This is a genomic window from Kitasatospora sp. NPDC097643 (genome assembly GCF_040302625.1).
Taxonomy (GTDB): Bacteria; Actinomycetota; Actinomycetes; order Streptomycetales; family Streptomycetaceae; genus Kitasatospora.
The window spans coordinates 84,152-109,099 of record NZ_JBEOSA010000001.1 but is presented as its reverse complement, the minus strand read 5'-3'; the positions used below and the strand labels follow the sequence as shown (position 1 = coordinate 109,099).

The following is a 24,948-nucleotide window of genomic DNA, read 5'->3' as shown; positions in this document are numbered from 1 at the left end:
CGGATGGCCGTTCAACCGTGGGGCGAGACCGGCCCCGGCTTCGCCGAGCGGCGCCCGGCCGGGGGCTGGCAGCCGGTGCCGGGCCCGCAGGCGGGGATGCGCGCGGGCCACGCGGACCGCGACCGGACGGTCGACGTGCTGAAGGCCGCGTTCGCCGAGGGGCGGCTGTCCGCCGAGGAGTTCGAGCAGCGGCACGAGGCCGCGGCCGCCGCGCAGACCTACGGCCAGCTGGCCACCCTGGTGGCCGACCTGCCCTCCGGGCCGATGGTGACGCCGGTGGCCTACGCCGCTCCGCCCGTGCCGGCGACCTTCCTGCCGCCGCCGCCCCCGCGCCCGGCCCCGCCGGCCCGCACCAGCGGGCTCGCGGTCACCGCGATGGTGCTCGGGCTGACCGGCCTCTCGCTGCCCGCGGTGGTGGTCGGGCACGTCGCGAAGTCCCGGGTGAGCCGGCGGGACGTGGACGGCGACTGGATGGCCACGCTCGGGTTGATCTTCGGTTACGCCGGGTGCGTGATCTGGACGGTACTGCTCGCGGTGCTGTTCCGCGCGCCCTGGTGAGACGCGCCCTACCGAGCGCGACCCGCCGGGGCGTCCGGTGGCGGCGGCCGGCCGACTGTGGTAAAGCGGGTTGAGGGCGGCCGGACACCGGGCGGCCGTGTGCGGGACACTCCCGCGACACCCGGCCGAAGGCCGCGACCTGCGGCGTTGCATTTGTTTTGACCGCGCCCCATGCGCTAGGTACGCTCTGACCTTGTGCCTGGGGTGTCCCCGGGTCCTTGTGCGTGCATGCACACCGGTCGCCGCGCCGAGCCGGAGCGCCCTCCAGCGCTCCGCGCGTTGAGCGCCGTCGCTGTACATCGGCTCATGGGATTCCGTGTCGGAATAAGCCCAACACACCCGACCGCGTGGGTCGACCACGGGGCCGTGTGCGAGGGAGACACCGCAGGTTAGTTTCACCAAGCCTTGGCACACAGAAAACGGAGAAACGGTGCCTACGATCCAGCAGCTGGTCCGAAAGGGCCGGCAGGACAAGGTCGAGAAGAACAAGACTCCCGCGCTGAAGGGCTCCCCGCAGCGTCGTGGGGTCTGCACGCGTGTGTACACGACCACCCCGAAGAAGCCGAACTCGGCGCTTCGTAAGGTCGCCCGTGTGCGCCTCACCAGCGGGATCGAGGTCACCGCTTACATCCCGGGCGAGGGCCACAACCTGCAGGAGCACTCCATCGTGCTGGTCCGCGGTGGTCGTGTGAAGGACCTTCCTGGTGTCCGCTACAAGATCATCCGCGGTTCGCTTGACACCCAGGGTGTCAAGAACCGCAAGCAGGCCCGCAGCCGCTACGGCGCCAAGAAGGAGAAGTAAGAATGCCTCGTAAGGGCCCCGCCCCGAAGCGCCCGGTCATCATCGACCCGGTTTACGGCTCCCCGGTCGTCACCCAGCTGGTCAACAAGATCCTGCTGCACGGCAAGCGCTCCACCGCCGAGCGGATCGTCTACGGCGCCCTCGAGGGCGTCCGTGAGAAGACCGGCTCGGACCCGGTCGTCACGCTGAAGCGCGCGCTGGAGAACGTCAAGCCGGCCCTCGAGGTCAAGTCCCGCCGTGTCGGTGGCGCGACCTACCAGGTTCCGGTCGAGGTCCGTCCGGGCCGCGCCAGCACCCTGGCGCTGCGCTGGATGGTCGGTTACTCCCGCGCCCGTCGCGAGAAGACCATGACCGAGCGCCTGATGAACGAGATCCTCGACGCCAGCAACGGCCTGGGCGCTTCCGTGAAGCGTCGCGAGGACACCCACAAGATGGCCGAGTCCAACAAGGCCTTCGCGCACTACCGCTGGTAGTCCGTACCCCGTCACTAGACAGAGAGAGAACGAGCCACCATGGCTGCAACCTCCCTTGACCTCGCCAGGGTCCGCAACATCGGGATCATGGCGCACATCGACGCGGGCAAGACCACCACCACCGAGCGGATCCTGTTCTACACCGGTGTCTCGTACAAGATCGGTGAGGTCCACGATGGCGCTGCCACCATGGACTGGATGGAGCAGGAGCAGGAGCGCGGCATCACGATCACGTCGGCCGCGACGACCTGTCACTGGACGGTCGACGACGCCGACCACACCATCAACATCATCGACACCCCGGGTCACGTCGACTTCACCGTCGAGGTGGAGCGTTCGCTGCGCGTCCTCGACGGTGCCGTGACGGTGTTCGACGGTGTCGCCGGTGTCGAGCCCCAGTCCGAGACCGTGTGGCGGCAGGCTGACCGCTACGGCGTCCCGCGCATCTGCTTCATCAACAAGCTGGACCGCACGGGCGCGAACTTCTTCTTCTGCGTGCAGACCATCGTGGACCGCCTCGGCGCGACCCCGCTGGTCATGCAGCTCCCGATCGGTGCCGAGTCGGACTTCAAGGGCGTTGTCGACCTTGTCCGCATGAAGGCGCTGGTCTGGTCGGCCGAGGCCGCCAAGGGCGAGATGTACGACATCGTCGACATCCCGGCCGAGCTGCAGGAGCAGGCCGAGGAGTACCGCGAGGCGCTGATCGACACCGTCTCGACCATCAGCGACGAGATCGCCGAGCTCTTCCTCGAGGGCGAGGAGATCCCGGTCGAGCTGCTGCAGGACGTCATCCGCAAGGGCACCCTGAACTCGGACTTCACCCCGATCTTCTGCGGTACCGCCTTCAAGAACAAGGGCGTTCAGCCCCTGCTCGACGCGGTCGTCAAGTACCTGCCGTCTCCGCTGGACATCGAGTCCATCGAGGGCACCAAGCCGAACGACCCGGAGACCAAGATCTCCCGTAAGGCTTCGGACGACGAGCCGCTGGCTGCGCTGGCGTTCAAGATCATGTCCGACCCTCACCTGGGCAAGCTCACCTTCGTCCGGATCTACTCCGGCCGCCTGGAGTCCGGCACCTCGGTGCTGAACGCCGTCAAGGGCAAGAAGGAGCGCATCGGCAAGATCTACCGCATGCACGCGAACAAGCGTGAGGAGATCGAGTCGGTGGGCGCCGGCGACATCGTCGCCGTCATGGGCCTGAAGCAGACCACCACCGGTGAGACGCTGTCCGACGAGAAGAACCCGGTCATCCTGGAGTCCATGGACTTCCCGGCCCCGGTCATCCGCGTCGCGATCGAGCCCAAGTCCAAGGGTGACCAGGAGAAGCTGGGTGTCGCCATCCAGCGTCTCGCCGAGGAGGACCCGTCCTTCCAGGTCAACACGGACGAGGAGACCGGCCAGACCATCATCGCGGGCATGGGCGAGCTGCACCTCGAGGTGCTGGTCGACCGCATGAAGCGTGAGTTCAAGGTCGAGGCCAACGTCGGCAAGCCGCAGGTCGCGTACCGCGAGACCATCCGCTCGGCCGTCGAGCGCATCGACTACACGCACAAGAAGCAGACCGGTGGTTCGGGCCAGTTCGCGAAGATCCAGATCGCGATCGAGCCGCTCGAGCAGGCCGAGGGCTACGAGTTCGTGAACAAGGTCACCGGTGGCCGCGTGCCGAAGGAGTACATCCCTTCGGTCGACGCCGGTTGCCAGGAGGCCATGGAGTTCGGTGTGCTCGCCGGCTACCCGCTGCAGGGTGTCCGCGTCACGCTGCTCGACGGTGCCTCGCACGACGTCGACTCCTCCGAGCTCGCGTTCAAGATCGCCGGTTCGATGGCCTTCAAGGAAGGCGCCAAGAAGGCCAAGCCGGTTCTTCTTGAGCCGATGATGGCCGTCGAGGTCACCACGCCCGAGGACTACATGGGCGACGTGATCGGCGACATCAACTCTCGCCGTGGCCAGATCCGGTCCATGGACGAGCGTCACGGTGCCCGCGTCGTCACGGCGCTGGTGCCGCTCTCCGAGATGTTCGGCTACGTCGGTGATCTGCGCAGCAAGACCTCTGGTCGCGCGAGCTACTCGATGCAGTTCGACTCGTACGCCGAGGTTCCGAAGAACGTGGCGGACGACATCATCGCCAAGGCCAAGGGCGAGTAACGTCCCGACATTCGGGATGATTAGGACCCCTTAGGCTATTAGGAGGCGTCCCGGGAGGATCCGGTCGGATTCTCCCGGGTGCCTCCGGCCCCCACCCGCGGGACGGCGTGGAGTGCTCCGGCACCCCGTGCCCAGCCCGATCAAAGACCAACTGACGTCAGCACGGCGTACAGAACTGTCCTCAGGAGGACTGCAGTGGCGAAGGCGAAGTTCGAGCGGACGAAGCCCCACGTCAACATCGGCACCATCGGTCACATCGACCACGGTAAGACGACCCTTACCGCGGCCATCACCAAGGTGCTGCACGACGCGTACCCGGAGATCAACCCCTTCACGCCGTTCGACCAGATCGACAAGGCGCCGGAGGAGCGGCAGCGCGGTATCACCATCTCGATCGCGCACGTCGAGTACCAGACCGAGGCGCGTCACTACGCCCACGTCGACTGCCCGGGTCACGCGGACTACATCAAGAACATGATCACCGGTGCGGCCCAGATGGACGGTGCGATCCTCGTCGTCGCCGCCACCGACGGCCCGATGCCGCAGACCAAGGAGCACGTCCTCCTGGCCCGCCAGGTCGGCGTCCCCTACATCGTCGTCGCCCTGAACAAGGCCGACATGGTGGACGACGAGGAGATCCTGGAGCTCGTCGAGCTCGAGGTCCGTGAGCTCCTCTCCGAGTACGAGTTCCCGGGCGACGACCTGCCGGTCGTCCGCGTCTCCGCGCTGAAGGCGCTGGAGGGCGACAAGGAGTGGGGCGAGAAGCTCCTCGGCCTGATGCACGCCGTCGACGAGAACATCCCCACCCCGGCCCGCGCCGTGGACCAGCCGTTCCTGATGCCGATCGAGGACGTCTTCACGATCACCGGTCGTGGCACCGTCGTCACCGGTCGTATCGAGCGCGGTATCCTCAAGGTCAACGAGACTGTCGACATCATCGGCATCAAGGAGACCAAGACCACCACCACGGTCACCGGCATCGAGATGTTCCGCAAGCTGCTCGACGAGGGCCAGGCCGGTGAGAACGTCGGTCTGCTGCTCCGTGGCATCAAGCGCGAGGACGTCGAGCGCGGCCAGGTCATCATCAAGCCGGGTTCGGTCACGCCGCACACCGACTTCGAGGCCCAGGCCTACATCCTGTCGAAGGACGAGGGTGGCCGCCACACCCCGTTCTTCAACAACTACCGCCCGCAGTTCTACTTCCGTACCACGGACGTGACCGGCGTCGTGACCCTCCCCGAGGGCACCGAGATGGTCATGCCGGGCGACAACACCGCCATGACCGTCGCGCTGATCCAGCCGATCGCCATGGAGGACGGCCTCAAGTTCGCCATCCGTGAGGGTGGCCGCACCGTCGGCGCCGGCCAGGTCACCAAGATCATCAAGTAATTGGTGCTCTGACCTGTCTGTCTCCGTACAGGCGAACCGAAGGGCCCCGCACACTCCGGTGTGCGGGGCCCTTCGGCCTTCCGGCGGCGTCTCATCCGCCGCTCACCCGTTTCACGGGCGGCTCATCGCCGACTGTTATGGTCGGGCGACCAGTCGGCCCCGCCCTCGCGGAAAGGGGGATCCCACCCATGCCAACGGCACCACTGTTGTCGGTCGTGATGCCGATCTACAACGAGCAGGAGGCGCTCCCGCTGACCGTCGAGCGGCTCCGGCCGATCCTGGACGGGCTCGGGGTCGACTACGAGGTGGTGGGCGTCGACGACGGCAGCCGGGACGCCACCCCGGTCCTGATGCAGAAGATCCGGCAGGACTGGCCGGAGTTCCGCATCGTCCGCTTCGCCCGCAACTCCGGGCACCAGGCCGCACTCACCGCCGGCCTCCACCGGGCGTACGGCGACTACGTGGTGAGCATCGACGCGGACCTCCAGGACCCGCCGGAGAAGATTCCCGAGATGCTCGCGCTGGCCCGCGAGCAGGGCCTCGACGTGGTCTACGGCGTGCGCGGGGACCGCGGCACCGACACCGCCTTCAAGCGCCGGACGGCCGGCGCCTACTACTGGCTGATGCGCAGGCTGGTCGGCAAGCGGATGCCCAACCAGGCCGGCGACTTCCGGCTGCTCAGCCGTGCCGCGGTGGAGGCGCTCAAGCAGATGCCCGAGCACCAGCCGGTCTACCGGCTGCTGGTGCCGTGGCTCGGCTTCCCCAGCGGCGAGGTGGTCTACGTCCGGGAGGAGCGGGTCGCCGGCGACACCCACTACCCGCTGTCGAAGATGGTTCGGCTCGCGCTGGACAGCGTGACCAACTTCTCCGCCGCCCCGCTGCGGCTGGCCACCTGGCTGGGCCTGGTGAGCTTCGTGGTCTGCATCGGGCTCGCGGTCTACACCACCGTCTCGTACGCCTTCGGCTCGACGGTGCCCGGCTGGTCCTCGCTGTTCATAGGGATGCTGTTCATCGGCGCCGTGCAGCTGATCTGCGTCGGGCTGCTCGGGGAGTACATCGGCCGGATCTACTCCGCGGTGCAGGCCCGCCCCACCTACTTCGTCGGGTACGACTCGGCCGAGGACGACGAGCCGGGACGGAACCGGTGACCTTCACCGAGGAGCCGACCGAGCCCGCCCCGCCGGCCCGTCGTCAGCTGCCGTCCTTCCTGGTCATCGGGGTCCTCAGCACCCTCTTCTACCTGGGGCTGTTCGTCGCCGCGCGCTGGTTCGTCAACCCGCAGGCGGCGAACCTGATCGCGCTGGCGGTCAGCGCGGTGGCCAACACCGCGGCCAACCGCCGGTTCACCTTCGGGGTCACCGGCGCGCAGGGGATGATCCGGCATCAGCTCCAGGGGGCGGTCGCCTTCCTCATCGGGCTGGGTCTCAGCGCCGGCGTGCTCGCCCTGCTGGACCGGGCGGTCCCGCACGCCTCCCGCCCGGTGGAGGTGGCCGGGCTGATCGTGGCCAACGGCCTGGCCACGGTGGCCCGCTTCCTGCTGCTGAAGGTCTGGGTCTTCAAGGACTGAACCACGGCCCGGCCGCCCGGAGTTCGCGGACCGACCAGCCGGGCCCCGCGCGCGCCCCGGCCCGCCCCCGCTCGGTATCCTGTGCGCTTGTAGCCTGCCCGCTGACGGTAGAGGAGTCCCACCCGGCCGGGGGACGCGGTGGCAGGGACTCGACCGAAGGGGCACGTCACGGTGTCGACCGTTCATTCCGCGCTGGATCGCGAGCTCCAGGGAGCGACCTCGCCGTCAGGGCCGTCGCCCGCCCCGGCCGTCGACGCCCGGCCCCGGCGCAGCCTGCCCTTCCTGGCCGGTGGGCTCGCCCTGTCCTGGCTGGTGCCGGCCGGGCTGATCGCGCTGAACCTGGGCATCCTCCTGCTGCCGCTGCTCGTCCTGGCGATCGCCGCCGTGATCCGGGTCGGCGGCGTGCTGCTCGACCGGCTGGTCGTCGCCGGACTGATGCTGACCGGTGCGGTGCTGACCTTCGGGCTGCTCTTCTCCGTGTGGCCGTGGGGGCTCGCGCCGATCGCCACCACCGGTCTGATGTTCAGTGTGGTGACGGTGGCCGCCTGGGCCGCCCGCCGCACCCCGCGGCTGCCGCTGCGCTTCCGCTGGTCCGACCTGCTGGTGCTGGGCACCGTCTACGGCTTCTGGCACTACCTGTTCCACCCGCTCGCCGGGACGTCGGCGGCCGAGCGGGTCGCCTACTTCGCCACCGCCGAGGACCGGCTCTCACACTTCTCGTTCTTCTCCGGCATCCAGGGCGTCGGCGGCTTCAACTTCCTCCACCAGGAGGCCGCACGGAACTACCTGATGGCACCGTCCGAGGTGACCTACCCACAGGGCTCGCACTTCCTGCTGGCCTTCACCGACACGCTGGTCCACTCGTCCGCCGCGCCCGGCGACATGCTCTACACGATGAACCGGTACTTCCTGTACCTCCTGGTGGCGTACGCGCTGTTCTGCGGGGCCCTGGTCTGGGCCGCCCGCTGGATCGGCGGGCCGCGGCTGCGCGGCTGGCGGTGCGCCGCGGTGTGCGCCAGCGTGGCCTCGATCATGCTCGCGAGCAACTACCTGGACCTGCTGGTCCACGGCTTCGACTCCACCTTCATCGGACTTCTCCTGGTCACCCTCGCGCTGGCGGTGCTGGTCCGGCCGGCCATGGGCGTGACCGAGTTCCTGGTGGCCGCATCGGCCGGGCTGATCACCGTCACCTACGCGTACAACATCTACGGCGCCTTCGTCGGTGTGGCGCTGCTGGGCGCACTGGTGGCGCACCGGCGCAAGTTCGCCGGGCGCTGGTGGTGGACCGCCGGCGCGCTGGCGTTCGCGCTGGGCGTGGCCGCACTGCCGAGCGTCCTGTCGGTGCTGGGCAACCTCGACGTGGCCAGCGCCTCGAACATGGCGGGCCCGAGCGTTGCCGCCGACCGCTCCGTCCTCATCGGTGGCGGTCTGCTGGGTCTGCTGGCCGCCGCGATGCCGCGCAACCGCCGCACCGCGACCGGTCAGGCGCACCTGGCGGTCCTGCTGGGGACGGGGGGCCTGCTCAGTGCCTTCGCCTGGTACCAGCTGCACACCATCGGCCAGTACTCGTACTACTTCCACAAGATGACCGCCGTGGGCGTCGTGGTGAGCCTGATCTCGCTGGGTGCCGTCGGCGTCGCCCTGCAGCCCGCGTACCGGGGGAGCCGCCGCACACTGCGCCGACGGGCCGGTGAGCTGGTGGCCTCCGGACTTGCCATCGCGGCCGCGCTGAGCCTCTTCGCCAACGTCCAGTGGGGCTTCCTGACCACCGAGAAGTACCCGTCGGCGTGGTCGGCCAACCCGCTGGTGGTCTGGGGGCGCGGCGAGTTCCAGAGCGACATGGGCCCCAAGGGCATCGAGGCGCTGGACGTGCTGCGCACCGACGGTCCGGTGATCGCGCTCGTCTCCAACGACAACTACAAGAACCTCAAGGCCACCTGGCTCGCCTCGCTGCTGAACCGGCGCGGCGGCGATCTGAAGGCGCTGTACGAGATGCACTGGGTGGACATGGGCGGCCCGGTGGTGAAGGAAGAGGACTACCGACGGTCGCTGGGCCGGCTGAAGGGCGCCCTCGACCTCCTCCCGGGCCTGCGTCCGGGCGAGCCGCCCGTCACGCCGGTCATCCTGACCGCCGACCGTTCCGTGGGCGAGCGGATCAAGCGGGACCTGGCCGCGCAGGGCGTCAAGGTGAAGGTGCTGAGCGATCCGGAGATCCTCTGGACGCAGCCCTGGGGTCGTACGTTCCCGGGGGTCTGAAGGTGAGCCTCCGTGCACCGGGGGTTCACGGCGACCCGCTACTATTCACAGCAATCGCACGGCCCGGGCCGACCTCGTGCGGAGACGGGTGCCAAGGTCGGCCGGTGAACTCGGTGATCATGTGATGAAGAACCCGATCGCCAAGCTGCTCGGGGTCCTTCCCCCGGGGGCCCGGCTCGTGGTCGGTGGCACGGTCGTGCTCGGCGCCTCGGCGTACGTCTACATGGCGTTGGTGGGGTACAGCCTCGGTACGGCCGGTGCGGCCAGGGTCACGATGCTCTGGACGATCGTGATGTCCGTCGGGTGGGGGCTCTTCCAGCCCGTCGAACTGGAGCTGACGCGCCTCGTCGCGGCCCGCAAGGTGGCCGGCGCCGGGGCGCTACCCGCCGTGCGGCGGATGCTGCTGCTCGCCCTGGCGATCCTGGCCGCGGCCTGCGCCGTCCTGGCCGCCGCCGCGGGCCCGATCGCCGACCAGCTGTTCGGTGGTGACCGGACGCTCGTGCTGGCCCTCGCCGGCGGCATGGCCGGCCTCGCGGTGAGCTCGGTCTCCCGCGGCGCGCTGGCCGGCCTCGGCCTGTTCGGCCCGTACGGCACCCAGCTGGCCGTCGACGGCGCGCTGCGCATCGGGCTGGCCGCGCTGACCGCGGTGGTCGGACTGCACTCGGCGCTGGCCTTCGGCCTGATCCTGGTGGTCGCGCCGGTCGCCGCCTCGCTGATCGGCCTGCGCGGCATCCTCGCCGACCGCGCCCCCGGGCCGGAGGTGTCCTGGCGCCAGCTCACCGGCGGCCTCGGTCTGCTGATCGCCTCCGTGATGCTCAGCCAGCTGGTGGTCAACGCGACCGTGGTCTGCGTCCGCCTGCTCGCCCCGAAGCACTCCGAGGCCTCCGACGCCCTGGTCTTCGCCCTCGGCCAGGCCGTGGTGATGGCCCGGGTGCCGCTGTTCGCCTACAGCGCCTTGCAGGCCTCGATGGTTTCCGCGCTGTCGGGTGCCGCCGCGGCCGGCGACCACACCGAGTTCCGCAAGGTGCTGACCCGCACCACCGCGATCGTCACCGCGATGTGCGTCGGCGGCGGCCTGCCGGTGATCGCGCTCGGCGCCTGGCTCAACCCGCTGCTGTTCAACGCCAAGGACCTGCTCGGGCCGCTGGACTTCACCTGGCTGGTGTTCGGGACGCTCTGCTACGTCCTGGCGACCGTCTTCGGCCAGGCGCTGATGTCGAGCGCCCAGCACCGTCGTCAGTTGGTGGGCTGGACGGCCGGTTCCGTAGCATTGGTAGCCGTCGCGCTCGCCCCGGGCAGTGTCGGTCTCCGCGCCGAGCTCGCGTACCTGGTCGGCGCGCTGGTGAGCGCCGTGCTGATGCTGTGGTCGCTCTACCGCGCCTTCCCCTCCCGCCCCGCCGCGGACCCCGGGCAGCCCTCCGACCAGCAGCGCGCCGCCGAGCCGCTGCGGACCTCGTGAGGGTGGGGGCCCGACTGTGATTGGCCGACGACGCCCATGACCATCACCGATAGACAGACCCAGGCACGCGACGCCGTGCCGTTCGCCAAGCATGGAGCCCCTGTGTCCGAGTACGACAACGTCTGGCTGGTGATCCCGGCCTACAACGAAGGCCAGGTGATCGCCGAGGTCGTGGAAGGGGCACGGAAGACCTTCCCCAACATCGTGGTGATCGACGACGGCTGCACCGACGACACGGCCAAGCACGTCATGACCACCGGCGCCCACCTGGTGCGCCACCCGGTCAACCTGGGGCAGGGCGCCGCGCTGCAGACGGGTCTGAGGTACGCGCTGGAGCAGGAGGGCGCGGAGTACTTCGCGACCTTCGACGCGGACGGCCAGCACCAGACCGGTGACGTCGAGAAGATGGTCGCGCTGCTGCGCGAGGGCGAGGCCGACATCGTGCTCGGCTCCCGCTTCATCGAGCAGACCGGCCAGGTGCCGTGGATCAAGCGGGTCGTGCTCCGCACCGCCGCCGCGGTCAGCCCGACCGCCCGCAAGCTCAAGCTCACGGACGCGCACAACGGCCTGCGCGTGATGAACCGCGAGGCCGCCAGCCGGATCCGGATCACCATGAACGGCATGGCGCACGCTTCGGAGATCGTTTCCTTCCTCGCCGGCTCGGACCTCCGGGTCGCCGAGGTGCCGGTGGACATCCTGTACACCGACTACTCACGCGCCAAGGGCCAGTCCCTGATCAACGGCGTCAACATCCTCTTCGACATCTCGCTGCGGGAGCGTAACCGCCGATGAATCACCTCTGGATTCAGCTGATCCTCGTCGTGGCCGCGGTGGCCATGGCCCTGCTGTTCGTCCGGCGCTGGGACGCCGCGAACACCCGGGCGTGGAAGCGCATCGCCTTCGCGCTCTTCGTGATCGCCAACGTGGTCGCGATCCTGTGGCCGGCCGGGGTGACCAAGCTGGCCACCGCGGTGGGCGTGGGCCGCGGCACGGACCTGGTGCTCTACCTGATGGTGATCGCCATGGGCTTCCTGACGCTCAACACCTACCTGCGCTTCCGCTCGCTGGAGAAGAAGCTCACCGACCTGGCCCGCACGGTCGCCATCACCGAGGGCATCCGGCACAACAACGACCGCCTGGACGTCCCGGTCGGCTCCGACCGCTGACGGCCCGGCCGGACGGCCGAGGACGGGTACGAGGAAGGGCCGCACCCCCCGCGGGGGGTGCGGCCCTTCCTCGTACCGTCGTGACGCCCTGGAGGGGCGGTCAGGCCCGGGCTTCGCGGAACACCAGGGTCCGGGTGCCCCAGAACCGCAGGGCGGTCGCCAGGGCCATCCCGATCACGCTGCTGGAGATCAGGTCCGCGGTCGGGCTGGTCAGGCCCATCAGGTAGTGCGAGAAGCCGAGGCAGCCGAGCTGGACCAGCGCGCCGACGAGGTTGACCACCAGGAACATGGCGGTCTCCCGGCCGGTCTCGCCGGCCGGCCCGCCGGACCGGCGCTCCCGGAACGTCCAGTACTTGTTCCCGACGAACGCGACCGCGGTCGAGGCCGTCAGGGACAGCACCTTGCCGAGGACCGGGCCGGCCGGCTCGCGGAGCAGGACGAACAGGACGACGTCGGTCGCGTACCCGAGTCCGCCGATCACCCCGAACTTCAGCAGTTCCGGAAGTGCGGCGCGGAGCTTGTCACTGCCTGCCATCTCAGCCACCCAGGACGGCGAATCCGTACAGGGCCGCCCAGATCGCGCCCAGGGCGAGCAGCGGGCGGTCCTTCAGGACCACGTTCTCCGGCGCCTCGGCCTGACCGCGGTCGGCGAAGATCGCGTAGCGGAGGATGGCGAAGACGAACGGGAGGACGGTGATCTGGCGCAGCGCCACGTCGGCGCCGCCGGTGTGGTCCGAGGACCAGAGGCAGTAGCTGAGCACGGCCACCGCCGCCGAGGCCTGCCAGACGAACCGCAGGTAGCTGCTGCTGTACTCGCCGAGCAGCTTGCGGGACTCGGCCGCGGCGTCGCCCATGCTGACCAGCTCGGAGTAGCGCTTGGCGCCGACCATGAAGAGCGCCGCGAAACCGGTGGTGATCAGGAACCACTGGGACAGCTGGATGTTGGCGGCGAGGCCGCCGATCATGGCGCGGATCAGGAAGCCGGAGGTGACGAAGGCGAGGTCGACCACCAGGACGTGCTTGAGGCCGGTGCAGTAGAGGAACTGCATCACCAGGTAGCAGCCCAGCGCGATCGCGGTCGGGGTGTTGCACAGCAGCAGGGCGCCGGTGATGGCGCCGCCGCCGAGGAGCAGCGCGCAGAGGTAGGCGACCGGCAGCGGGACCACGCCGGAGGCGATCGGGCGGTTGCGCTTGGTCGGGTGCGCGCGGTCCGCCTCGACGTCCATGGCGTCGTTGAGGAAGTAGATCGCCGACGCGGCGGCGCAGAACAGGACGAAGACGATGCCGACCTGACGGAGCACCGCGGTGTGGGTGAGCATCCCCGCCGCGCCGGGCGCCGCCAGGACGAGGACGTTCTTGACCCACTGGCGCGGGCGGGCGTTGCGGATCAGACCACCGGGCAGCGCCTTGAGGCGGAACGGGCGGATGGCCGACGCGGGGGCGGCGGCGGACGGCGTGGCGGTGGTGGCGGCGGGTATGCCCGCAGCGCTCACCGGCCCGGCCTCCAGGGTGCTCGACTCAGACATCGGCGCGCTGCCCCTTGGTGATCCACGACCGGCCGGCCGCCGCGACGGCGGCACCGAGCGCCGCGCCGCCGACCACGTCGGACATGTAGTGGACGCCCACGACCAGGCGGGAGAAGCACACCGCGCCGGCCACCGGGGCGATCGTCGCGGCGGGCAGCAGCGGCGCGAAGGCCACGACCGCGGCCGCCGAGGAGGTGGCGTGGGAGCTCGGGAAGCTGTGCTTCCCGGCGGTCTGGACCAGTGGCTCCATGCCGGGACCGTTGGGACGGGGGCGACGGACCACGCGCTTGATGGCCATGCTGGCGACGTGCGCGCCGGCCACGGCGGTGGTCGCCCGCAGCCAGCTGCGGCGGCGCTCGGTGTCGATCACCGCACCGGCCACGCCGAGCGCCAGCCAGCCGGCGGCGTGCTCGCCGGTCCAGGACAGGGCCTTGCTGACGTCGACTGAACGCTTGTCGCCGAACCGCTCACGGACCGATCGGTAGACCTGGTTGTCCACCCGTTCCAACGCCCGGAGAATCTGGGCCATTCTGGTGTCCTCTGAAGAAGAAGCGGGGAAGCACGCTTCCTGGAGCGGGGGGACTCACGCAGCACGCTGGTCGGTCCCACAGACCTCGGTTTGCTCTTGCGCCCCCCGACGACAGGCGTGCGCGGACAGGATACAGACTGTTTTCATATCGTCATAACAGTCCCCTCAGGTACCGCTTTCTCCTTCTGCACAAGCGGAGGCATTGCCGACGGGTCGGAACGTTCGCCGCGGGGGGCGGCCGATCGGTTGATCATTCTTTTGCCTCTGGTACCGTCGCCGGGATCATCGTTCAGGTGCCCATGTGGCAGAAGTGTGGATGGGTTGAGGATCGCTCGTGGGCGTACTGGGGCTGTTGTTGGCTCTGACGGCGACAGCCGTCGGCACGGCACATGTGGTCGGCGCGTTCGGGCCATGGCGGGCCGCTGACGCCCTCTCGGCCTGGATCCTCGCCGGGGTGACCCAGCTGATCGGGCTGGCCCTGCTCGTCGGAGTCCCCTTCCACGGCCTGAAGCCGGTTCCGATGCTCGCCGCGGCCCTGCTCGTCGGCGCGGCGGAGGTGGCGCTGGTGCGCCGGCGCCCCACCGCGCTGGCCCGCCACCGGGAGACGCTGTCCGGCCTTCTCCTGGCGGTCCGTCACTGCGGGGCGCTCTGGCGCAACCCGGCGGTGGTCGTCCTCGCGCTGCTGGTGCTGACGGCGTACGGCTGGCGGATCGCGCTGGGCGCCTTCGTCCTGCCGACCGAGTGGGACGGCATGTGGTACCACCTGGTCGGCCAGGCCCAGTGGATCCAGGAGGGCCGGATCGTCCACACCCCGGCCGCGTTCTGGTCGGACGTCTACCCGCAGGGCCAGGAACTGCTCGGGGCCTGGGCCGGTGTCTTCACCCACACGCTGCGCTGGGCGTGGGCCGCGAGCCTGCCGTTCGCCCTGCTCGGCTTCACGGCCACCCTGGGCCTCGCGCAGCGGTTCGGCGCCCGTCGGGACCACGCGCTGCTCGCGGCGCTCGGCTTCCTGACGATCCCTGCGGTCCTCGCCCAGGCGGCGACGTCCTACGTCGATGTGGGTGCGGCGACCACCGCTGCGGCCGCGTTCCAGTTCCTGCTCGCCCTGCCGGACGGCAACGGCGCCGTCGCGGGGCGCGTGCGCTACCTGTGGCCGGCCGGTGTCGCGCTGGCCCTCGGTACCAGCGTCAAGGCCTCCAACCTGCTGACGATGGCCTGCGTCGTCGCCGTGGGCATCGGTCAGGTACTCGTCGCACTGCTCGCCGAGCGCCGTGCGTCCGGCGAGGGTGCGTCGCACCCGGGTTCGGACGGCCCGCTGCGCTCGGGGGTGCGTCAGCTGACCGTGCTGGGCGTGGCGCTGGTGCTGCCCTCGGTGCTGCTCTCCTCGTTCTGGTACGTGCGGACCTGGATCGCCTACGACAACCCGTTCTACCCCTTCACCATGTTCGGCTTCTCCGGCAAGGGGACGGTGAAGGACCTGATCATGGTCAACAACACCCCGAAGCCGATCAAGGACGCCGGTGGTGTGGCCGGACAGCTCTGGGAGTCCTGGAACACGCCGGTCGCCACCCCCTTCTCGTACGACCAGCGACTCGGTGGCCTCGGCACCGGCTGGCTCTGGGTGCTGTTCCCGGCTGTGCTCGCGGGCCTGGTGGTCTTCGTCTGCCGCCGTCAGTGGGCCCCGCTGCTGGGCCTGCTGCTGCCGATGGCCGTGATGGCGGCGGCCAGTCCGGGGCCGTGGTGGGCCCGGTACACCATCTACCTGCCGATCCTCGGCGGCGTCTTCCTCGCGGTGTTCCTGACCTGGATCAGCGGCGCCCGGGAGCGTCCCACCGGCGTGGCCTGGTACGGCCGTTGGGCGGTGGCCGTGGCCATCGGCTTCGGCCTGGTGGCGACCACCGCGGACTCGATGTGGGCGGCGACCGAGCCCACGTACCTGACGGTGTCGGTGCCGCACAACCACAGCGCCACGGTGAAGGAGACCGTCGACCTGATGCGCAACCGCTCGGTGCAGCAGGACCAGGTCTGGCCGTGGAACACCTTCCACAACGTCCGGAACCTGCCCGACGGCTCGGTCATCGCGATCTCCGACCAGGGCCCGGACATCCGGCTGCCGCTGATGGGCCTGAAGATGGAGCGCAAGCTCGTCCAGGTCGGCGTCACCGAGGACCTCAAGGCGCTCCGCGCCGACCTGCGCCGGACCGGTGCGCAGTACCTCGCGCTCGACCCGGCCGGCTGGCGCGACGGCGAGATGATCAAGATGGTGGAGACCGACCGGGCCCGGTTCCACCTGGTCAGCGGGAACGACCCGGTCCGCGTCTACGCCGTCAACGACCGGGGCTGACCCGGACACCGACACCACGAAGCCCTCCCGGCGGGACCGCCGCCGGGAGGGCTTCGTCGTATCCCGGGGCGCCGACCGGCGCCCGTGCCGGGTCAACCGGCAAGCAGCGCAGCCACGGTGACGGAGAGCCGGTTCGCGCCGGCGTGGCGGGTGTTCGGCAGCGGGAAGGGATTGCGGTCCTGGCAGGTCACCTTGGCCGGAGCGGGCTCCGTCTCGGCCCGCCTCGTGTTCTCGGCGTCGCGACGCTCCGCCGCCTCCACCGAGGCGGCCGGCTTCTGGGCGTCGTGGCAGAGCTCCTCCGGCGCGTAGGGCGAGCAGCTGCCGTCCAGACCGCGCAGGGTCTGCGCCTCCCAGGCGAAGCTGCCGAATCCGGACCTGTGCCGCGGGTCCTCCGGCATGTACCTGTTGGCGGTGGAGGAGCCGGCCATGCCGAACAGGAGCCCGAGGGCGCAGAGCGCGCCGACGACGGCCCCGCGCGGGGTGCGGATCGCGGCGGCGGGGCCGGTCTTGAGCCGTCGGTTCCGGTACCGGTCCAGGCCGAGGAAGAAGGCGAAGCCGGTGAGGGCGAGGAAGCAGTACAGCAGCTGGGCGTTGGTGCGCGGGTACAGCATCACCGCCTGGTTCTTGAACATGTGCGAGGCGTACCAGTAGCGCATCGCGAAGGCGCTGGCGGCCGCGGCGGCGATGGCCAGGACCACGGAGTTGCGCGGCCCGAGCGCCAGCGCCGCACCGGCACCGGCGAGCAGCAGCACGGTGAACAGGCTGACGCCGCCGATCTCGCCGGGGGCGGGCCAGGTGCCGTACGCCAGGGAGCCGGGCACGTCACTGCCCCACATCGCGAAGTAGGTGGGCTCGGTGTAGACGTCGAAGTAGCAGTACCGGTCGACGGCCGCGCCCGCCGACGTGAGGAGCCGGTACAGGTAGACGCCGGAGACCAGCAGGAAGGTGGCACCGGTCGATCCCAGCAGCAGCACGGCCACACCGAGCGCTCGGTTGCCGTGCAGCCGGCGCAGCCGCACCAGGAGGACCAGGCCGAGGAGGATCAGCCCGGCGGCGGACCAGACGAACCAGCCGGAGTAGAGCAGGAACAGGACCCCGAGGACACCGCCGACGGCCACACCGAGCAGCACGGCCTCCCGCCGGGAGAGCAGCTGCGAGCGCTGGATCAGCTGGAGCAGCTTGGCCAGGACGGGGAGCAGGCCGACCAGGACCACCGAGGTGTACGGCTTGTACGGATCCATCAGCGGGATCGCCGAGGTGACGCCGATGCCGAGCGCCCACAGCGGGGGCAGCAGCAGTCGCCAGGCCAGGTAGGCGACGGGGCCGAGCAGCGCGGTGAACGCCAGGCCGAGCATCTTGAGCGCGTGACCCGGGTCACCGTCGGTGAACAGCTGGGTGTACCAGCTGAGCAGGTGCGGGAACAGCGGCGGGTACGTCGGGTCCATCGCGCCGCCGTGGGCCAGCTGGTACGCCCAGTTCTGCAGGGTGACGGAGTCGCCGGCCTGCCCGTTCAGCGGCCAGCTGGTGCCCTTGAGAGCGATCGAGATACCGGCCGCGGTAATTCCGGTGGCGAGCCCGGCGAATACCGCGGAGGCGAATTGGACGGGAAGCAGCCGCCACCGGCGCATCGCCGGAATCGCGACCGCGAGCGTCGCTGCCATCAGGACCAGCAGAAAGAGCTGGAGTGAGGCCAGCCCACTGACCTGCCCCACCCGCACCATGGGGTCGACGTGCACGAACCGTGCCAGCCACGTCGTGAACATGGCGACGGCGGCGCCGACGGCACCTTCGGCGATCAGCCACCAGCGCGATTCCGGACGGCCGGTGGCGTGCTGCGGGACTGACGACGAGTCGGGTGGGGCGGAGCGCGACCGGCCCGTTCTTCGGAGGCCGTCCAGTGCGCTGATGGTCATTCGGGAACCCTTCGAAACCCGTTGCGGGTGGCGATGCGCCAAAATGCGACTCTAACAGTAGGCTCATATCACCAACGCTCGCATGCGGAATGCCTGGAATGGGTCGACATAACGGACATTCGTTGCGCTGATCGGTGATTCGGGTTCGTCGCGAAAGTCCGCTTTCCGGAGGGGAATTCCAGGGCCGTTCATCCGTGCGCCCGCCGGCGTCGGTTGTGGGTGCCCCGGCCCGGGCCCGGACCGGTACCGATCAGCGGCCACCCACCGGAAGCTGGTTGACTTGGGGCGTCTGGCTGGCCGAGGCCGGGCGGCACCGAAGCGTGACCCAGGACCAGGAGGTGCGGCGCCGTCATGAGCGTCGATTTCGTCATCCCGTACTACGGCGACCCGGAGTACCTGTTCGCCACCATCGACAGCATCCGGGCCCAGCACCAGCAGGACTGGCGGCTGACGATCGTGGATGACCAGTACCCGGGCAACCGGGCGCTGGAGTACATCGAGGGCCTGAACGACGAGCGGATCCGGTACGTCCGCAACGAGGAGCGGCTGGGCCCCAACGGCAACACCTACAAGGCCTCGACCCTCGCCGAGCGCGAGTTCGTCTCGATGATGGGCGCCGACGACCTGCTGGAGCCGGACTACCTGGACGTCGTCCTGGAGCGGATGAAGGCCGACCCGAACGCGATCGCCGTCCAGCCGGGCGTGCGGGTGATGGACAGCGACGGGACGCTGGTGCCCTCGCTCGGCATCGGTGACAAGGTCAAGCGCCGGATCAGCGCCCCGGCCCGCAAGGCCGGCGTGATCAGTGGCGAGGCCGCGGTCAAGAGCCTGCTGTCCGGCAACTGGCTGTACACGCCGTCGCTCACCTACCGGCAGTCCGCACTGTCGAAGATCCCGTACCGCCCGGACATCGACGCCATCCACGACCTGGCCTTCATGGTCGACATGCTGATGGAGGGCGGCAACCTGCTGGTCGACGAGCGCCCGGTGTTCCGCTACCGCCGGCACCAGGCCAGCGACTCCTCCACCCGGGTGAAGGACGGCAAGCGCTTCGACGAGGAGCTGCGGTACTACACCCTCATCTCCAAGGAGCTGCGCGCCAAGGGCTGGAACGCCGCGGCCCGCTCCGCCGACCTGCACCTGTCGTCCCGTCTGCACGCCCTGATGGTCGCCGCCGGCCGCCTCGGCGCGGGTGACTTCTCCCACGCCGGTGCCATGGTGGGCCGCGCGGTCCGCAGCAGCTGACCTGGGTCGATAAGGCCGGAATAGGGTCTTTGCCCGAGGCCGGGGCCTCTGGTAGCGGCCCTATGATGTCCGCTGATCGCCGTCCCCCGCGCCACTCCACGCCACTCACCGGTAGTGGCCACCACGGAAGTGACTGACATGACTGATCTGGCCACCAGCCCGGTCGGCGGCTCCCGCACGGAGTCGCGGCAACCGGAGGGCACGGTCGCCCCCCGCCCCGGGCGGTTCGACGGCCTGCTGGCGCGGCCCTTGGCGGTCCGCTCGGCCGAGGCCCTGGTCTCGATCGTGGCGGCGTTCGGCTTCGCCCTGATCTGCACCCGCATTGACGTCAACCCGCTCAACCGGGTCGGCCAGGTCAGCGGCCTGGCCATGATCCAGAAGTACGCCGCCGTGGTGGGCCTGCCCGTCCTGGCGGTGCTGCTGTACACCGCCTACCGGGGCAGCGTGGCCCGGAACCAGCTGGCCCAGCGGCTGGTCTGCGCGGCCGTGGCCGGGCTGTCCACCGGTGTGGTGGCCGGCGGGATCGTGGTCGCGCTCAACGGCACCCAGTGGGGCCTCGGCGGCCAGGAGGGCGACCCGGGCAACCTGATCGGCATGGCCAACGACATGCTGCGCGGCCAGGGCCTGCCCGGCGTCTACCCGCCCGGCTTCCCCGCGGCGATGGCGATCTGGTCGAAGCTGTTCTACGGCGGCGTCGGCGGCGTCGGCTACGCCCTGAAGGACATCCAGCTGATCTGCACCGCGCTGGTCGGTCCGATGGCGTACCTGTCGTGGCGGCTGCTGCTGCGCCCGTTCTGGGCGCTGCTGATCGCCGTCCCGTCCGCGATCCTGTTCCTCGACCCGATCCGGCCGTACAGCCACGTCACCATGATCGTCATGGTGCCGATGCTGGCCGGCGCCCTGCGCGAGCTGCGCCGGGCGCACGAGCTGACCGCCCGCTCCACGCTGCTGCGCGGAATCGGCTTCGGCGTCTCCTTCGGCGTGATGTTCCTCTGGTACTCGGGCTGGTTCGTCTGGGCCGCGCCCGGCGTCTTCGTCCTGACGCTGTTCGTCATCCCGTGGCGCCAGGGCGCCGCCCGGATCAAGCGGGTGCTGCTCTTCCTCGGCGCGACCCTGGTGAGCGCCGGCGTGGTCGGCTCGCCGCTGCTGTACGAGCTGGTGCGACTGGGTGCCCAGGCCAAGGACCGGTACGCCTACCTGTCGGTGTACATCGACCCGGCGTACATCATGGGCTGGGCCTCGGACCGCAACGCCGGCATGACCTACCACGACTTCCCGTGGCGCGGGGAGCTCTCCGGGCAGAGCGCCTACACCCTGATGCTGCTGGCCGGCGCCGCGCTGGCCCTGGGCCTGGGCCTGCGCAGCATCACCGTGCGGACCGTGGCGGCCACCCTGGTCAGTGCCTGGCTGCTGCGCTTCTACTTCGCCTCGCACCTGGCCCAGGCCAAGGCCGTCCAGCTGTACCCGCGCACCACCTGGATCATCTTGTACGCGCTGATGATCCTCGCGGTGCTCGGCCTGATGTTCGCCGTCCAGCGGGGCACCGGCTGGCTCCGGACGGTGCAGCGGATCGGCGTCGACGGCGGGCCCGCGCCGCTGACGCTCGGCTCCTCGGTCACCGGCCGCCTGGTGGCCGGCGCGGTGTGCGCGGTGGCGCTGTTCGCCACCATGGCCGCCTCCTGGTCGGTCGACCGCTACATGCCGACCACCAAGCCGGAATTCGTGCCGACCGCGAACGCCAAGGGCGTCGACATGGGCGCGGACGCCTGGCGCGCCCACATCCTGGTGAACAAGAACGGCAAGTGCCCCAAGTACGATCCGGCCGGGCCGACCGACTGTGCCCCGGTGAACAAGGACCTCAAGGAGTACAACAACGAGCCCGACAAGGGCCGGCTGTGGTGCGCCAACGTGAGCGGCGAGGACTGGGCGCTGGTCTGCGGCTACAAGCGACCCTGGTGACCCGGACCGGCGGCACCCGCCGCCGGTAGCAGCAGGACTACCCGATCGGGGTCGGTGAGGTACGCCTCACCGGCCCCGATTGGCATCCGGGCTGCTCCATGTGGCAGTATGTCCAAGTTGCTCGGTTGAGTGCCGATGCTGCGCGCCTCCCGCCGGGAGGACCGGAAGCGAGTCCCATGTACTCGTCGTTCCCGTGATGGCCGTCAAGCGTGAGTTCTACGCCACGGCAGCTGCGGGGCGAAAGTACGGGAATCTTCCGGGAAGCGTGTGCGGGGCCTCGGCCCGGCTCCCCCCACCCCGAAAGTTCGAAACCGACGAAGTACTTCGCCGGTTTTTTGCAAGCGCGAGTGCGACACGCCCGAGCGCGGGGGTCGGAGGGGGAGTCGTGCGGCAACTAAGGACAAAGGACTACTGAGTAGCCATGGCGGGACAGAAGATCCGCATCCGGCTCAAGGCCTACGACCACGAGGTCATCGACTCCTCGGCGAAGAAGATCGTCGAGACGGTGATCCGTACTGGTGCGCAGGTCGCGGGCCCGGTGCCGCTGCCCACTGAGAAGAACGTGTACTGCGTCATCCGCTCGCCGCACAAGTACAAGGACTCGCGCGAGCACTTCGAGATGCGTACTCACAAGCGTCTGATCGACATCCTCGACCCCACGCCGAAGACGGTTGACTCGCTCATGCGTCTCGACCTGCCGGCTGGCGTCGACATCGAGATCAAGCTCTGAGAGGCGCACCGAAGATGGCTAAGCAGATTAAGGGCATCCTGGGCGAGAAGCTCGGCATGACCCAGGTCTGGGACGAGAACAACCGGGTCGTCCCGGTGACCGTCGTCAAGGCCGGGCCGAATGTCGTGACCCAGGTCCACACCGCCGACAGCCCGGCCGGCTACGACGCCGTCCAGATCGGCTTCGGCGAGATCGACCCCCGCAAGGTGAACAAGCCCCTCGCGGGTCACTTCGCCAAGGCCGGTGTCACCCCGCGCCGCCACCTGGTCGAGCTCCGTACCTCGGACGCCTCCGAGTACACCCTGGGCCAGGAGATCACCGCCGAGCTGTTCGAGGCGGGTGTCAAGGTCGACGTGACCGGCACCTCCAAGGGCAAGGGCTTCGCCGGTGTCATGAAGCGTCACAACTTCAAGGGTCTCGGCGCCGGTCACGGCACCCAGCGCAAGCACCGTTCGCCCGGTTCCATCGGTGGCTGCGCCACCCCGGGCCGTGTGTTCAAGGGCCTGCGCATGGCTGGTCGGATGGGTCACGAGCGTGTGACCACCCAGAACCTGACCGTGCACGCGGTCGACGCGGAGAAGGGTCTGCTGCTCATCAAGGGCGCCGTCCCGGGCCCGAACGGCGGCCTCGTCCTCGTCCGCACCGCGGCGAAGGGGCTGTGAGGAAATGAGCACCATTGACATCCTGTCGCCGGCTGGCGACAAGACCGGCAGCATCGAGCTGCCGGCCGAGATCTTCGACGCGAAGGTCAGCGTTCCGCTGATGCACCAGGTCGTCGTGGCGCAGCTCGCTGCGGCCCGTCAGGGCACCCACAAGACCAAGACTCGTGGCGAGGTCCGCGGTGGCGGCAAGAAGCCGTACCGCCAGAAGGGCACCGGCCGCGCCCGTCAGGGCTCGACCCGTGCGCCGCAGTTCGCCGGCGGTGGCGTCGTGCACGGTCCCGTGCCGCGCGACTACTCGCAGCGGACCCCGAAGAAGATGATCGCCGCCGCTCTGCGCGGTGCGCTCACCGACCGGGCCCGCCACAACCGCATCCACGTCATCACCGACGTGACCGCGACCGAGGCGCCGTCGACCAAGGCCGCCAAGAGCCTGTTCGGCAAGATCACCGACCGCAAGAACGTCCTCCTGGTCGTCGAGCGTGCGGACGAGCTGGGCCTCAAGTCCGCTCGCAACCTGCCGAACGTGCACATCCTGGACGCCGGTCAGCTGAACACCTACGACGTGCTCGTCTCCGACGATGTGGTCTTCACCCAGGCCGCCTTCGAGCGTTTCGTGGCCGGTCCGGCCGCGTCCGCCAAGGCCGTTGCCGCTGAGGGCGAGCTCGAAGGGAGCGCCGCCTGATGAGCGACGTTACGAGCAAGACGTTCACGGACCCCCGTGACGTCCTGGTGAAGCCGGTCATCTCCGAGAAGAGCTACAGCCTTCTCGACGAGAACAAGTACACGTTCATCGTGTCGCCGGGCGCCAACAAGACCCAGATCAAGCAGGCCGTCGAGGCGGTCTTCTCGGTCAAGGTCGAGGCTGTCAACACGATCAACCGTCAGGGCAAGCGCAAGCGGTCCAAGACGGGCTTTGGCAAGCGCAAGGACACCAAGCGCGCCATCGTGACGCTGGCCGAGGGCAACCGCATCGACATCTTCGGTGGTCCGGTCTCCTGAACAAGGAGATCGTGATCGTCGATTAGGACGAGGACGAGAGAGCCAAATGGGCATCCGCAAGTACAAGCCGACTACGCCGGGCCGTCGTGGCTCCAGCGTGGCCGACTTCGTAGAAATCACGCGGTCCACGCCGGAGAAGTCGCTGGTTCGCCCCCTGCACAGCAAGGGCGGCCGTAACAACGCCGGTCGTGTCACTGCTCGCCACCAGGGTGGCGGTCACAAGCGCGCCTACCGCGTGATCGACTTCCGTCGTCACGACAAGGACGGCGTGCCGGCCAAGGTCGCGCACATCGAGTACGACCCGAACCGCACCGCGCGCATCGCGCTCCTGCACTACGCGGACGGCGAGAAGCGCTACATCATCGCGCCGCGCGGCATCGCGCAGGGTGACCGGATCGAGAACGGCGCTGGCGCCGACATCAAGCCGGGCAACAACCTGCCGCTGCGCAACATCCCGGTCGGTACCACCATCCACGCGGTGGAGCTGCGTCCCGGCGGCGGTGCCAAGCTGGCCCGCTCGGCCGGCTCCGGCATCCAGCTGCTGGCGCGTGAGGGCAAGATGGCGCACCTGCGCATGCCCTCCGGTGAGATCCGCCTGGTGGACGCGCGCTGCCGCGCGACCGTCGGCGAGGTCGGCAACGCCGAGCAGTCGAACATCAACTGGGGCAAGGCCGGCCGTATGCGCTGGAAGGGCGTCCGCCCGACCGTGCGTGGTGTCGCCATGAACCCGATCGACCACCCGCACGGTGGTGGTGAGGGTAAGACCTCCGGTGGTCGCCACCCGGTCTCGCCGTGGGGTAAGCCCGAGGGCCGCACCCGTCGCCCGAACAAGGCGTCGGACAAGCTCATCGTGCGCCGCCGCAAGACCAACAAGAAGCGCTAGGAGCAGGTCAGATGCCGCGCAGTCTTAAGAAGGGCCCCTTCATCGACGGCCACCTCATCAAGAAGGTGGACGCTCAGAACGAGGCGGGTACTCAGAACGTCATCAAGACCTGGTCCCGTCGTTCCGTGATCTCCCCGAGCATGCTCGGTCACACGATCGCGGTTCACGATGGCCGTAAGCACGTCCCGGTGTTCGTCACCGAGTCGATGGTCGGCCACAAGCTCGGCGAGTTCGCTCCGACCCGCACCTTCCGTGGCCACGTGAAGGAAGACCGGAAGTCGAAGCGTCGCTAAGCGCCTGAGCTTCAGCGCCAGAACGACTCAATGACTTACTCCATTAAGGG

General features: G+C 69.4%; 24 protein-coding genes. 20 read left to right on the top strand and 4 right to left on the bottom strand.

Annotated elements, in window-relative coordinates; all coding sequences use genetic code 11:
* Window positions 1–3 precede the first annotated feature (3 nt).
* From ABTY15_RS00540 to ABTY15_RS00490, 11 genes are all read left to right on the top strand, one after another.
* A complete protein-coding gene (locus tag ABTY15_RS00540; RefSeq protein ID WP_350574030.1) occupies window positions 4–558 on the top strand; it encodes a DUF1707 and DUF4190 domain-containing protein in 555 nt (184 codons plus the stop codon).
* Between the two features lie 430 nt (window positions 559–988).
* The gene (rpsL, locus tag ABTY15_RS00535; protein ID WP_014144289.1) at window positions 989–1,360 is read left to right on the top strand and encodes a 30S ribosomal protein S12; all 372 of its coding nucleotides are present in this window, start codon (window positions 989–991) and stop codon (window positions 1,358–1,360) included.
* Window positions 1,361–1,362: 2 nt separating this feature from the next.
* Window positions 1,363–1,833: a 30S ribosomal protein S7 gene (gene rpsG / locus ABTY15_RS00530; protein ID WP_030055803.1), complete on the top strand. Its 471-nt coding sequence runs from the start codon at window positions 1,363–1,365 to the stop codon at window positions 1,831–1,833.
* A 39-nt stretch (window positions 1,834–1,872) separates the two neighbouring features.
* A complete protein-coding gene (gene fusA, locus ABTY15_RS00525; RefSeq protein ID WP_350574029.1) occupies window positions 1,873–3,978 on the top strand; it encodes an elongation factor G in 2,106 nt (701 codons plus the stop codon).
* A gap of 195 nt (window positions 3,979–4,173) precedes the next feature.
* On the top strand, window positions 4,174–5,367 hold the full coding sequence (tuf, locus tag ABTY15_RS00520; protein WP_350574028.1) for an elongation factor Tu: 1,194 nt from the start codon (window positions 4,174–4,176) through the stop codon (window positions 5,365–5,367).
* Window positions 5,368–5,555: 188 nt separating this feature from the next.
* Window positions 5,556–6,515 carry a glycosyltransferase family 2 protein gene (locus ABTY15_RS00515; protein ID WP_350574026.1) on the top strand — a complete coding sequence of 320 codons (960 nt, stop codon included), beginning with the start codon at window positions 5,556–5,558 and terminating at the stop codon, window positions 6,513–6,515.
* Window positions 6,512–6,934 (top strand): GtrA family protein, encoded by a 423-nt coding sequence (locus ABTY15_RS00510; RefSeq protein ID WP_350574024.1) that lies wholly within the window; start codon window positions 6,512–6,514, stop codon window positions 6,932–6,934. Before ABTY15_RS00515 ends, ABTY15_RS00510 begins: the two co-directional genes overlap by 4 nt.
* A 171-nt stretch (window positions 6,935–7,105) precedes the next feature.
* A complete protein-coding gene (locus tag ABTY15_RS00505) occupies window positions 7,106–9,190 on the top strand; it encodes a hypothetical protein (RefSeq protein WP_350574022.1) in 2,085 nt (694 codons plus the stop codon).
* 124 nt (window positions 9,191–9,314) lie between these two features.
* The gene (locus ABTY15_RS00500) at window positions 9,315–10,649 is read left to right on the top strand and encodes a hypothetical protein (protein WP_350574020.1); all 1,335 of its coding nucleotides are present in this window, start codon (window positions 9,315–9,317) and stop codon (window positions 10,647–10,649) included.
* Between the two features lie 102 nt (window positions 10,650–10,751).
* Window positions 10,752–11,441: a glycosyltransferase family 2 protein gene (locus ABTY15_RS00495; RefSeq protein WP_350574016.1), complete on the top strand. Its 690-nt coding sequence runs from the start codon at window positions 10,752–10,754 to the stop codon at window positions 11,439–11,441.
* Window positions 11,438–11,815, top strand: coding sequence for a DUF2304 domain-containing protein (locus ABTY15_RS00490; protein ID WP_350574014.1), 378 nt, complete (start codon window positions 11,438–11,440; stop codon window positions 11,813–11,815). The genes ABTY15_RS00495 and ABTY15_RS00490 overlap by 4 nt, the downstream gene beginning before the upstream one ends.
* A gap of 100 nt (window positions 11,816–11,915) precedes the next feature.
* Here ABTY15_RS00490 and ABTY15_RS00485 read toward each other — a convergent pair whose 3' ends face one another.
* From ABTY15_RS00485 to ABTY15_RS00475, 3 genes are read right to left on the bottom strand one after another with little or no spacing between them, the layout of a single operon-like run.
* Window positions 11,916–12,350, bottom strand: a complete 435-nt coding sequence (locus tag ABTY15_RS00485; protein WP_350574012.1) for a GtrA family protein — start codon at window positions 12,348–12,350, stop codon at window positions 11,916–11,918.
* 1 nt (window position 12,351) lies between these two features.
* A complete protein-coding gene (locus ABTY15_RS00480) occupies window positions 12,352–13,341 on the bottom strand; it encodes a decaprenyl-phosphate phosphoribosyltransferase (protein ID WP_350574010.1) in 990 nt (329 codons plus the stop codon).
* Window positions 13,334–13,870, bottom strand: a complete 537-nt coding sequence (locus ABTY15_RS00475; RefSeq protein WP_350574008.1) for a phosphatase PAP2 family protein — start codon at window positions 13,868–13,870, stop codon at window positions 13,334–13,336. The genes ABTY15_RS00480 and ABTY15_RS00475 overlap by 8 nt, the downstream gene beginning before the upstream one ends.
* A 334-nt stretch (window positions 13,871–14,204) precedes the next feature.
* On the opposite strand from ABTY15_RS00475, the gene ABTY15_RS00470 reads away from it, so the two are divergent.
* Window positions 14,205–16,214, top strand: a complete 2,010-nt coding sequence (locus tag ABTY15_RS00470) for a hypothetical protein (protein WP_350574006.1) — start codon at window positions 14,205–14,207, stop codon at window positions 16,212–16,214.
* A gap of 92 nt (window positions 16,215–16,306) precedes the next feature.
* On the opposite strand, the gene ABTY15_RS00465 is transcribed toward ABTY15_RS00470, so the two are convergent.
* Window positions 16,307–18,127, bottom strand: coding sequence for a hypothetical protein (locus ABTY15_RS00465; RefSeq protein ID WP_350574004.1), 1,821 nt, complete (start codon window positions 18,125–18,127; stop codon window positions 16,307–16,309).
* A 351-nt stretch (window positions 18,128–18,478) separates the two neighbouring features.
* On the opposite strand from ABTY15_RS00465, the gene ABTY15_RS00460 reads away from it, so the two are divergent.
* The 8 genes from ABTY15_RS00460 (at window position 18,479) to rpsS (ending at window position 24,898) form a co-directional block, all read left to right on the top strand.
* The gene (locus ABTY15_RS00460; RefSeq protein ID WP_350574002.1) at window positions 18,479–19,372 is read left to right on the top strand and encodes a glycosyltransferase family 2 protein; all 894 of its coding nucleotides are present in this window, start codon (window positions 18,479–18,481) and stop codon (window positions 19,370–19,372) included.
* 138 nt (window positions 19,373–19,510) lie between these two features.
* Complete coding sequence (locus ABTY15_RS00455; protein WP_350574000.1) at window positions 19,511–21,331, top strand: hypothetical protein; 1,821 nt, start codon at window positions 19,511–19,513, stop codon at window positions 21,329–21,331.
* 421 nt (window positions 21,332–21,752) lie between these two features.
* A complete protein-coding gene (gene rpsJ / locus ABTY15_RS00450) occupies window positions 21,753–22,061 on the top strand; it encodes a 30S ribosomal protein S10 (protein ID WP_012785157.1) in 309 nt (102 codons plus the stop codon).
* A 14-nt stretch (window positions 22,062–22,075) separates the two neighbouring features.
* Window positions 22,076–22,723, top strand: a complete 648-nt coding sequence (gene rplC, locus ABTY15_RS00445; RefSeq protein WP_031063055.1) for a 50S ribosomal protein L3 — start codon at window positions 22,076–22,078, stop codon at window positions 22,721–22,723.
* Window positions 22,724–22,727: 4 nt separating this feature from the next.
* On the top strand, window positions 22,728–23,405 hold the full coding sequence (gene rplD / locus ABTY15_RS00440) for a 50S ribosomal protein L4 (RefSeq protein WP_350573998.1): 678 nt from the start codon (window positions 22,728–22,730) through the stop codon (window positions 23,403–23,405).
* Window positions 23,405–23,722, top strand: a complete 318-nt coding sequence (gene rplW / locus ABTY15_RS00435) for a 50S ribosomal protein L23 (RefSeq protein WP_030280768.1) — start codon at window positions 23,405–23,407, stop codon at window positions 23,720–23,722. The genes rplD and rplW overlap by 1 nt, the downstream gene beginning before the upstream one ends.
* 46 nt (window positions 23,723–23,768) lie before the next feature.
* Window positions 23,769–24,605, top strand: a complete 837-nt coding sequence (gene rplB, locus ABTY15_RS00430) for a 50S ribosomal protein L2 (RefSeq protein ID WP_030232466.1) — start codon at window positions 23,769–23,771, stop codon at window positions 24,603–24,605.
* 11 nt (window positions 24,606–24,616) lie between these two features.
* The gene (gene rpsS / locus ABTY15_RS00425; RefSeq protein ID WP_030280772.1) at window positions 24,617–24,898 is read left to right on the top strand and encodes a 30S ribosomal protein S19; all 282 of its coding nucleotides are present in this window, start codon (window positions 24,617–24,619) and stop codon (window positions 24,896–24,898) included.
* Window positions 24,899–24,948: the final 50 nt, after the last annotated feature.

Coding starts and splice junctions, on each gene's coding strand:
- ABTY15_RS00540 (WP_350574030.1), top strand. CDS start 4: ATGGCCGTTCAACCGTGGGGCGAGACCGGCCCCGGCTTCGCCGAGCGG.
- rpsG (WP_030055803.1), top strand. CDS start 1,363: ATGCCTCGTAAGGGCCCCGCCCCGAAGCGCCCGGTCATCATCGACCCG.
- fusA (WP_350574029.1), top strand. CDS start 1,873: ATGGCTGCAACCTCCCTTGACCTCGCCAGGGTCCGCAACATCGGGATC.
- ABTY15_RS00515 (WP_350574026.1), top strand. CDS start 5,556: ATGCCAACGGCACCACTGTTGTCGGTCGTGATGCCGATCTACAACGAG.
- ABTY15_RS00500 (WP_350574020.1), top strand. CDS start 9,315: ATGAAGAACCCGATCGCCAAGCTGCTCGGGGTCCTTCCCCCGGGGGCC.
- ABTY15_RS00490 (WP_350574014.1), top strand. CDS start 11,438: ATGAATCACCTCTGGATTCAGCTGATCCTCGTCGTGGCCGCGGTGGCC.
- ABTY15_RS00485 (WP_350574012.1), bottom strand. CDS start 12,350: ATGGCAGGCAGTGACAAGCTCCGCGCCGCACTTCCGGAACTGCTGAAG.
- ABTY15_RS00480 (WP_350574010.1), bottom strand. CDS start 13,341: ATGTCTGAGTCGAGCACCCTGGAGGCCGGGCCGGTGAGCGCTGCGGGC.
- ABTY15_RS00475 (WP_350574008.1), bottom strand. CDS start 13,870: ATGGCCCAGATTCTCCGGGCGTTGGAACGGGTGGACAACCAGGTCTAC.
- ABTY15_RS00465 (WP_350574004.1), bottom strand. CDS start 18,127: ATGACCATCAGCGCACTGGACGGCCTCCGAAGAACGGGCCGGTCGCGC.
- ABTY15_RS00460 (WP_350574002.1), top strand. CDS start 18,479: ATGAGCGTCGATTTCGTCATCCCGTACTACGGCGACCCGGAGTACCTG.
- ABTY15_RS00455 (WP_350574000.1), top strand. CDS start 19,511: ATGACTGATCTGGCCACCAGCCCGGTCGGCGGCTCCCGCACGGAGTCG.
- rpsJ (WP_012785157.1), top strand. CDS start 21,753: ATGGCGGGACAGAAGATCCGCATCCGGCTCAAGGCCTACGACCACGAG.
- rplC (WP_031063055.1), top strand. CDS start 22,076: ATGGCTAAGCAGATTAAGGGCATCCTGGGCGAGAAGCTCGGCATGACC.
- rplD (WP_350573998.1), top strand. CDS start 22,728: ATGAGCACCATTGACATCCTGTCGCCGGCTGGCGACAAGACCGGCAGC.
- rplW (WP_030280768.1), top strand. CDS start 23,405: ATGAGCGACGTTACGAGCAAGACGTTCACGGACCCCCGTGACGTCCTG.
- rplB (WP_030232466.1), top strand. CDS start 23,769: ATGGGCATCCGCAAGTACAAGCCGACTACGCCGGGCCGTCGTGGCTCC.
- rpsS (WP_030280772.1), top strand. CDS start 24,617: ATGCCGCGCAGTCTTAAGAAGGGCCCCTTCATCGACGGCCACCTCATC.